Source organism: Kitasatospora sp. NPDC057512, assembly GCF_042802135.1.
Classification (GTDB): Bacteria; Actinomycetota; Actinomycetes; order Streptomycetales; family Streptomycetaceae; genus Kitasatospora.
On the sequence record NZ_JBHVET010000384.1, the window covers coordinates 1 to 7,802 of the forward strand.

The following is a 7,802-nucleotide window of genomic DNA, read 5'->3' on the forward strand; positions in this document are numbered from 1 at the left end:
TGTTCTGCCTGCCCTACTCGGGCTGCGGCGCGACCATGTACCGCCAGTGGCCGTCCTCGGTCGACGGCGTCGAGGTCTGCCCCGTACAGCCGCCCGGCCGGGAGAACCGGATGCGCGAGCCCGCCCACACCACCTACGAGGCGCTGGCCGACGACCTCTGCGAGGCGCTGCGCCCCTACCTGGACCGTCCCTACGCACTGTTCGGCCACTGCGGCTCCGCGCTGGCGGCGTACGAAACCGCCGTACGGCTGGTCCAGCGGGGCTGCCCCGCCCCGACCCGGCTGTTCGTCTCCTCCGAGGTCGCGCCGCAGGACGGCCCCTACGGCCGCTTCCTCGGCCTGGACGACGACGAGCTGGCCGACGAACTGCGCGGGCTCGTCGCGGAGTTGGGCGGCACCCTGGAACCGAGCCTGCTCGCGCTCTACCTCGGCGTCCTGCGCAACGACGTCGACATGAACAAGCGGTACCACGTGGCCGAGCCATTCCGGCTGCCGTGCCCGGTCACCGCCATCGGCTGGACCGGGGACACGGGCATCGAGCCGTCCCTGATGACCGGCTGGCCGGCCTGCGGCGACACGACCTTCGAACTCCTGGAAGGAGGCCACTACCGCTTCATCGAGGCGCCGGCGGACCTGCTGGCGCTGCTGGTCGCGGACCTGGCGCCCACCCGCTCCCGCACGCCCTGACACCGGACCCGTCCGCCGTCGGACGCGGCGCCCGACGCGACGTCCGAATGCCGCCAGCACACGGCCCCTTCCACGGGTGACGATCGGGACAGCCCGACCGTACGCCGGCCACGGCCCGCTCAGTCCGCGGGCCCGTGCGTCGGCTCGTCCCCACCCGTCGAAGGACCGCCCCGTGAACGACACCCTCTCCGCCACCGCGGCCGCGCCCGCCACCGCGGCACCCGCGCCGGGCCCGGCCTCCCCGGGCCCGGCCGTCCCGCCCGCGCTCGCCCCGGTCGACTGGCAGGACGTGCGGGAGCAGCTGGACCGGGACGGGGTGGCGCTCACCGGGCCCCTGCTGTCGCCCGCCCAGTGCCGGGAGCTCGCCGCGCTCTACGACCGGCCCGAACTGTTCCGCACCACCGTCGACATGGCCCGCCACCGCTTCGGCTCCGGCCAGTACCGCTACTTCACCCACGACCTGCCCGCACCCGTCGCCGCCCTGCGCGAGGCCCTCTACCCCCGCCTGCTCACCATCGCCCGTGCCTGGGCCGACCAGCTCCGCCGCCCCGCCCCCTGGCCCGACACCCTGGCCGAGTGGACCGCCATGTGCCACGCCGCCGGCCAGGACAAGAGCTCCCAGATCCTGCTGCGCTACGGCCCCGGCGACTGGAACGCCCTGCACCGCGACGTCTTCGGCGACCTCGTCTTCCCCCTCCAGGTGGTCATCGGCCTCGACGCCCACGGCACCGACTACACCGGCGGCGAGTTCCTCCTCGTCGAACAGCGCCCCCGCGCCCAGTCCCGCGGCACCGCGACCGTCGTCCCCCAGGGCCACGGCCTGGTCTTCACCACCCGTGACCGCCCCGTCCCCTCGGCCCGCGGCTTCCGCGCCGGCCCCGTCCGACACGGCGTCAGCACCGTGCGCACCGGCCGCCGCCACACCCTCGGCCTCGTCTTCCACGACGCCTGAGACCCCGCCGCCATGGCCGTCGTCGCCACACCCGCTCCCACCGCCTCACCACCCCCGAACCCGACGCCCTCGTCATCGCCGCCGCCCCGCTCGGCTGGGCCCAACTCGCCCGACGCCTGCGCCACAGCACCCCCTGGCGCCCGGACCGCACCTTCGGCTTCGCGTCCCTCGCCGAGCCGGTCGCCGCCGCGCTCGCCGGGCCGGGCGTCCTGGACGGCGTACGCGGCGCGAGCGCGGACGGCGGCACCTGGCGCATCGCGTCCGGCTGGACCGACTCCTTCCCGCCTCCCACCGCGTGACCACCACCCGGCCTGTTCGGCCCGCCGCGGGCACCGCCTTACCGCCCGGCGGCGACGGGCGCCGCGAGATCGCGCCGGGCGCCGTCCAGCTGCCGGGCCGCCGGCCGTCGCCCCACCGGGGTCGGGAGCGCGCTACTGACGGGCCCCCATCGCCGCCCCGAGCCCGAGGAGCGCCACCCCGGCGACCCCCGACAGCCCCCGTTGCACCTTGCGCCGCAGCAGGACGCGCTGGATCGCGCCCAGGACCGCGACCACCACGACGTACCAGGCCAGGGCCAGCAGCCAGAAGAGCCCGGCCAGGAGCACGTGCTGGGAGAGCTCGGACATGCCGGGCAGCTGGAACTGCGGGAAGAGGGAGAGGTAGAAGGCGGCGACCTTCGGGTTGAGCAGATTGCTCATCAGGCCCTGGCGGAAGTCCGCCCCGGTGGCCGGGGCCCCGTCAGCGCCCCCACGGCCGTGACCGGCGGGCTGCGCGGCCGCCGCGTCGCCACCTCCGTCCTCGCGCCGGCCGAGGCGGATGAAGTCGATCAGGGACCGGATGCCCAGGTAGGCGAGGTACAGGGCGCCGGCGATCCGCACGGCGGTGTAGAGCACTTCGGAACCCGTGAGCAGCGCGGTCAGGCCCGCGACGGCCGCGCCGGCGAGGACCGCGTTGCCGAGCATGATCCCCATCGCGGTCGCGGCCGCTCCCCGGCGGCCGCCCCGTGCCGCGTTCCGCAGCAGGAGCACCAGGTCGGGGCCCGGGACAACGATGATCAGAAGAGAAGCGAGTACGAACGTCAGTAGCTGCGCAGTCATACACCAATCATGGCGTGGTTGAGAAGGGTTTTGGGCAAGTTGGTGAGAACGGCCGGTTCTCCGTGTCCCGAAGCGTGGCGGTCGTCTGCATTCAGGGGACTTGTCCGTTCGACTGCCGCTGCCGTTCTCATATTCCGTCGGAATCCCTCTCAGTATGTGAGACCGGCAAAATCGGACCATGCGGTCCCTGGTCGATTCGCAGACTTACCGATGTGAATGCCACGAGGCCTTCCGCACTTGTTAGAGTCGAATCACCCGAAGCAACCAGGGTCTCCGGAGTTCGGCATCCGGAGTCGCACGACTTCTTCGACCCGCACGCGACCGTGATGGAGTGAGATCGCATGAAGTCTCGACTCGACCGCTACGAGGAATTCATCGAGAAGGAGTACCGGGCCGGCCTGACGAAGCCCGACGAGTACTCGCTCGACGACGTCACCCCGGACCTTCGACAGCGTCTCTCCGAAGGGAGGTTCAAGCGCATCGTCTTCACCGGAATGGGCTGCTCGGCCATCGTCTCGGATATCGTCCGCGGCTACTTCACGGAGATCGGCCTGCCCCTCGAAGTGCACGTCGTGAACGACTACGACTTCCGCTTCCTGGCCGCCCCCTCGGTCCTTGAGGATGAGGCGACCCTGTACATCATCAGCTCGTACAGCGGGCACTCGCAGGAGCCGGTCCTCGCCTACCAGCGGCTTCGCGCCGTCCGGGACCAGGTGCTCCTGCTCACCTCCGGCGGCAAACTGGCCGAGCTCGGGCGGGCGGACGGCGCCTCCATCGCCTACTGGCGGCTGCGCGAACCGGACCGCGAGTACCCGCTCTTCCACGTCTCGCAGTACTTCGCCATCCTGATGGACATGTTCCACGAATTCGGGGTGCTGAGCGACGACCACCACGCCCGGCTGGGCGAATTGGCGGACCTGCTCGAGGCGGATTTCGAGAAGAGCGGCCGCGAGGCCGCCCGTCGGATCGCCGACGCGAGCGAGGACGCGAACATCATCATGATCGCGTCCCCGAAGTGGCACGAGAGCCTGCTCAAGCTGGCCAAGATGCACTTCAACGAAATGGCCATGGTTCCGACCGCCCGGAACTACTTCCACGAATTCTGCCACAGCGAGGTGGCCACGCTTTCCGATCCGGTGCGGAAGCACAGCACCGTCTGGTTCTCCGACGCGGACGACGACGAGTACACCCTCGCCAAGGGTGAGAACCTGCAGCGTCTGCTGACGGACGACCGACCGGAGAACCGGAACATCCGGTTCTCCCGGGTGCACCTTTCGGAGGGAGACTTCCTCCGGAAGTACTTCACCGCCCTCAACGTGGTGCAGCACGCGGCACTCCGCCTGGGCCGGCACCACGAGACGCGGTCGCGCGACCTCATCTCCGAATCCGCCGGAAACCCCTGGTACCACAGCACCACCATCGAGTCCGAGCTGACGGCGTAACACCCGGGACGAAGAGGACGGAGAGAGGACTGTGGTGGCGGACATGGATGACACCAGTCCGCTGCACCTGTTCGACGTCACAGGCAAGGTGGCCCTGATCACTGGGGCCACCCGCGGGCTGGGCCAGGCCATCGCGGCCGGCCTGGCCCGCGCCGGTGCCAGAGTGATCGTCGCCGGGCGCAGCAGCGAAGCAGCAGACGCGGTCGCCGGCAAACTGGCCGTGGACGGAGGATCCGCCGTCGGTGTCGGGCTGGACGTGACGCGGGAGGCAGAGGTCGAGGACGTCCTCTCCCGCGCGGTGCGCGAACACGGCGGACTCGACATCGTCGTCAACAACGCCGGCATCATCGACAGGTTCCCGGCCGAGGACTACCCGGCCGAGAGCTGGCAGCGCGTCATCGACACCAACCTGACCGGCGCGTTCCTCGTGTCACGCGCCGCCGGGAGGGCCATGCTCCGGCAGGGCAGCGGAAAGATCATCAACATCGCATCGGTCCTGGCCCACAGCGGTGGCCGCAACGTCGTCGCCTACGCCGCGAGCAAGGGCGCACTGGTGCAGCTCACCCGCGCCTGCGCGGCGGAGTGGGCCGGACGGGGTGTCCACGTGAACGCGATCGCCGCCGGCTACTTCGAGACGGACCTGACCGCCGGCCTGCGCACGGACGCGCAGCGCAGTGCGGGCCTGCTCACCCGGGTACCCGCCGGCCGTTGGGGCAGGCCCGAGGAACTCGTCGGGACCGTGCTGTACCTGGCCTCGGAGGCGTCCAGCTACGTCCACGGGGCCGTCATCGAGGCAGACGGCGGATGGACCGCCGCATGAACAGCCGCCGCATGAACAGCCACCGAGCGAACAATCACCGAGCGAAGAATCACCGAGTGAACACCCACCGCATGAACACCCACCGACCCCACGACCGGCCCGAACACGGGAGGAGGCACCGATGAAGCCGCACGCGCGGAGGCTCGACGGGTTCCGGCAGTCGACCATCAGGGCCATGACCGAGCGATGCGTCGCCGTCGGCGGCATCAACCTCGGCCAGGGCCTGTCCCGCACGCCGCCCCCGGACGACCTGCTCGACCACGCGACCGCGCGGTTCGCGTCCGCCGACCACTCCTACAGCCCCGCCCACGGAGACGCCGTCCTCCGGCGGGACATCGCGCGGAAGCTGGCGGAGTACAACGGAGTCCACGCCGACCCGGAGCACGGGGTGGTGGCCACCATCGGCGCCACCGGCGCGTACAACGCGGCGGTACTGGCCCACCTCGACCCGGGAGACGGCCTGCTCCTGCCCGAACCCTTCTACGGCTACCACCGCACCGTGGCGGAGATCCACGGCGTCGTTCCCCAACCCGTCAGGACGGACGCGCCCGACTTCCGGCTCGACAGGTCGGCCCTGGAGTCGGCCACCACGGACCGCACCAGGGCGATCGTGCTGTGCACACCCGGCAATCCGTCGGGCCACCGGATGTCACCCGACGAGATCGAGGAGGTGGCGCGCTTCGCAGCGGACCGCGACCTGCTGGTGATCACCGACGAGATCTACGAGCACCTCTACTACGGGGACGAACCGCACCACTCGCCGGCCTCGTTCGACCTGCTGCGCGACCGCACGATCACCGTCTCCGGCCTCTCCAAGACCTACAGCATCCCCGGATGGCGGCTCGGCTACGCCGCCGGACCCCCGGAGCTGATCGCGCCGTTGCGCATCGCGGCCGACGCGCTGTCGGTGTGCGCCCCCACCCCGCTGCAGCAGATCGCGGCACGGGCGTTCACCCTGCCGGACTCCTTCTACGCGCGGACGCGCCAGGACTACCGTCGCAAGCGCGACCGGATCGCCGCGGCGTTCCGCGACGCGGGCCTCGCGACCAACGACCCGGAAGGCGCCTACTACCTCCTGGTGGACGGGACTCCGCTGGGCGGCGACAGCGTCGAGGTCGCGGAGACGATCCTGAGTGCCGCCGGCATCGCCACCATCCCGGCCGACGCTTTCCATCTCGGGGCGGCCCCCTATCCCTACGTCCGCGCGTGCTTCGCCCTGACCGACGCCGACATCCTCCGCGTGGAGGAACACCTCTCCGAGGTGAAGTGGCCCTGACCGCCGCGGTCGTGCCGGCCGGCCGCTGCCCCACCGCGGCGAGACACCGGAGGCCGCCCGCCTCGCCGGCGGCCGGCCGACAGCCGCGGGCGGCGCTGCCCAACCGGCCCGCCCCCGGGCCGAGCTTCAGCGGCGTGGGCCGTAGCCCCAGTGGTGGTCCGGGTAGTCGCCGCACGGGTACTGCATCAGCGGGGCCTGCGGGGCGTTGCTGCCGTGGGAGACGGCGAGGCACTGGCGGCTGTTGCCGTTGACGAAGCGGATGCCGTGCGGCCACTTCTCGATCTTCCAGGCCTGCCCGGGGTTGTTCCTGCACGCCGACTGGACGACCTGGGCGGTGGCCTCGGTGCTGGAGTCCTGGACGGAGAGACAGAGGGCGCTGTTGTAGCTGACGATCCGGTAGTAGGTGTCGCCGTCGGCGTCCGTGTAGGCCTGCTGGGTCTGCCAGAAGTGGTCGGGGAAGTCCCCGCAGGGATACTGCTGGACCTGCAGGCCCTCCTCCCGGCTTCCGCCGGGCGTGGCGATGCACTGCAGGCTGTTGCTGTTCCTGATCGCCACCGATCCCGTCGGCGGGACGAACGGGGTGCCGCCGAGGCGCCCCGGTGCCGGGAACGCGGACGCGGAGGCGGAGGCGGAGGCGGTGGGTGCCGGGGGCGGTGCGGGTCGGTCGCCCCCGGTCGCGGCCGGAGGGCCGGTGGCTTCCGACAGCGCACGGGGCGGCTCACCGGGAACCGCCGTACCGGGCCACGCCGGTGCGCTCTGCGTCACCGCCGCCGGAGCCGGCCCGCCGTCCGGTGGGGGCGCGGTCGACGCCGTGGCCGGACCGTCGCCGAGGGGCCGCGCCGACGGGCTGCCCGCCGGTGGAGCGGCCGGGCCTGTGCTCGCACCGGGCGTCGGCGAGGCGTCGGTACCGACCGCCAGGGGGAGCGCGCCGGAGGAGGCGGGCACCGGGCGCAGCTGTACGCCCACCAGCACGCCCGCCAGGACCAGGGCTCCGGCCAGGACCGCCGCCGCGCCGACGGCCGCGCCCATCCTGACGGCCCGACGCCCCGGTGCACCGACGGCTGGCGGGTCGTCGAACGGCGGGCCCGGTGCGAAGGCGCCGGTCGGGCGTTTGTCCGTGACCGGGACCAGCTCACTGCGGACAACCGCGGGGCCGGTCGAGGCCGGGGCCATCCGGGCCACCTCCAGGTACCGGCCGGCCAGGGCCGTGCGTACCGCGAGGAGGTCCGTGTTCAGGCGCCGGAGCACGGGCAGATGCGCCGGCGCCCCGTCGGCCACCGCGGGCTCCGTTCCCGGCTGTCGGTCACCGTCGGCCCTGGCCGCCGCCTGTTCCTGGTTGACCAGGAGCCCCATGGCGCGTTGCTCCTGCTCCGCGGTCCGTCCTGCGTCGCGCGCGCTCTCCCGGATGCGGCGCACCTCGTCCAGGCAGCGCGTCGCCTCCAGCAAGCGGGCCCGCCGCGGCCCCGCGGCGCCCCCCCCGGGCGGCCCCCGCCCCACGGGGGCCCTCCCCACCGCCCCGGCGGCGCCCC

Annotated in this window: 7 protein-coding genes; 5 read left to right on the forward strand and 2 right to left on the reverse strand. The window is 72.5% G+C overall.

Annotated elements, in window-relative coordinates:
- Both ACFU6K_RS23530 and ACFU6K_RS23535 read left to right on the forward strand, forming a co-directional pair.
- Nucleotides 1–686, forward strand: a 686-nt coding sequence (locus ACFU6K_RS23530; RefSeq protein WP_380666048.1) for a thioesterase II family protein, incomplete at its 5' end; no start/stop codon positions are given.
- A 289-nt stretch (nucleotides 687–975) separates the two neighbouring features.
- Nucleotides 976–1,638 (forward strand): 2OG-Fe(II) oxygenase, encoded by a 663-nt coding sequence (locus tag ACFU6K_RS23535; protein ID WP_380666060.1) that lies wholly within the window; start codon nucleotides 976–978, stop codon nucleotides 1,636–1,638.
- Between the two features lie 431 nt (nucleotides 1,639–2,069).
- On the opposite strand, the gene ACFU6K_RS23540 is transcribed toward ACFU6K_RS23535, so the two are convergent.
- Nucleotides 2,070–2,735: a LysE family translocator gene (locus ACFU6K_RS23540; protein ID WP_380666050.1), complete on the reverse strand. Its 666-nt coding sequence runs from the start codon at nucleotides 2,733–2,735 to the stop codon at nucleotides 2,070–2,072.
- Nucleotides 2,736–3,076: 341 nt separating this feature from the next.
- Between ACFU6K_RS23540 and ACFU6K_RS23545 the strand changes: the two genes are divergently transcribed.
- The 3 genes from ACFU6K_RS23545 to ACFU6K_RS23555 all read left to right on the forward strand — a co-directional run bounded on the left by ACFU6K_RS23545 (nucleotide 3,077) and on the right by ACFU6K_RS23555 (nucleotide 6,273).
- Nucleotides 3,077–4,177, forward strand: coding sequence for an SIS domain-containing protein (locus ACFU6K_RS23545; protein WP_380666052.1), 1,101 nt, complete (start codon nucleotides 3,077–3,079; stop codon nucleotides 4,175–4,177).
- Between the two features lie 43 nt (nucleotides 4,178–4,220).
- Entirely contained in the window at nucleotides 4,221–4,997 is a 777-nt protein-coding gene (locus tag ACFU6K_RS23550) for an SDR family NAD(P)-dependent oxidoreductase (protein ID WP_380666054.1), read from the forward strand.
- Between the two features lie 175 nt (nucleotides 4,998–5,172).
- On the forward strand, nucleotides 5,173–6,273 hold the full coding sequence (locus ACFU6K_RS23555; protein WP_380666056.1) for a pyridoxal phosphate-dependent aminotransferase: 1,101 nt from the start codon (nucleotides 5,173–5,175) through the stop codon (nucleotides 6,271–6,273).
- Nucleotides 6,274–6,399: 126 nt separating this feature from the next.
- Here the strand turns inward: ACFU6K_RS23555 and ACFU6K_RS23560 are convergent, their stop codons facing one another.
- On the reverse strand, nucleotides 6,400–7,719 hold the full coding sequence (locus ACFU6K_RS23560) for an RICIN domain-containing protein (protein ID WP_380666058.1): 1,320 nt from the start codon (nucleotides 7,717–7,719) through the stop codon (nucleotides 6,400–6,402).
- Nucleotides 7,720–7,802: the final 83 nt, after the last annotated feature.

What these genes read in the sequence shown, in the direction of transcription:
- ACFU6K_RS23540 (WP_380666050.1), bottom strand. Translation starts at nt 2,735, where the DNA reads ATGACTGCGCAGCTACTGACGTTCGTACTCGCTTCTCTTCTGATCATC.
- ACFU6K_RS23555 (WP_380666056.1), top strand. Translation starts at nt 5,173, where the DNA reads ATGACCGAGCGATGCGTCGCCGTCGGCGGCATCAACCTCGGCCAGGGC.
- ACFU6K_RS23545 (WP_380666052.1), top strand. Translation starts at nt 3,077, where the DNA reads ATGAAGTCTCGACTCGACCGCTACGAGGAATTCATCGAGAAGGAGTAC.
- ACFU6K_RS23550 (WP_380666054.1), top strand. Translation starts at nt 4,221, where the DNA reads ATGGATGACACCAGTCCGCTGCACCTGTTCGACGTCACAGGCAAGGTG.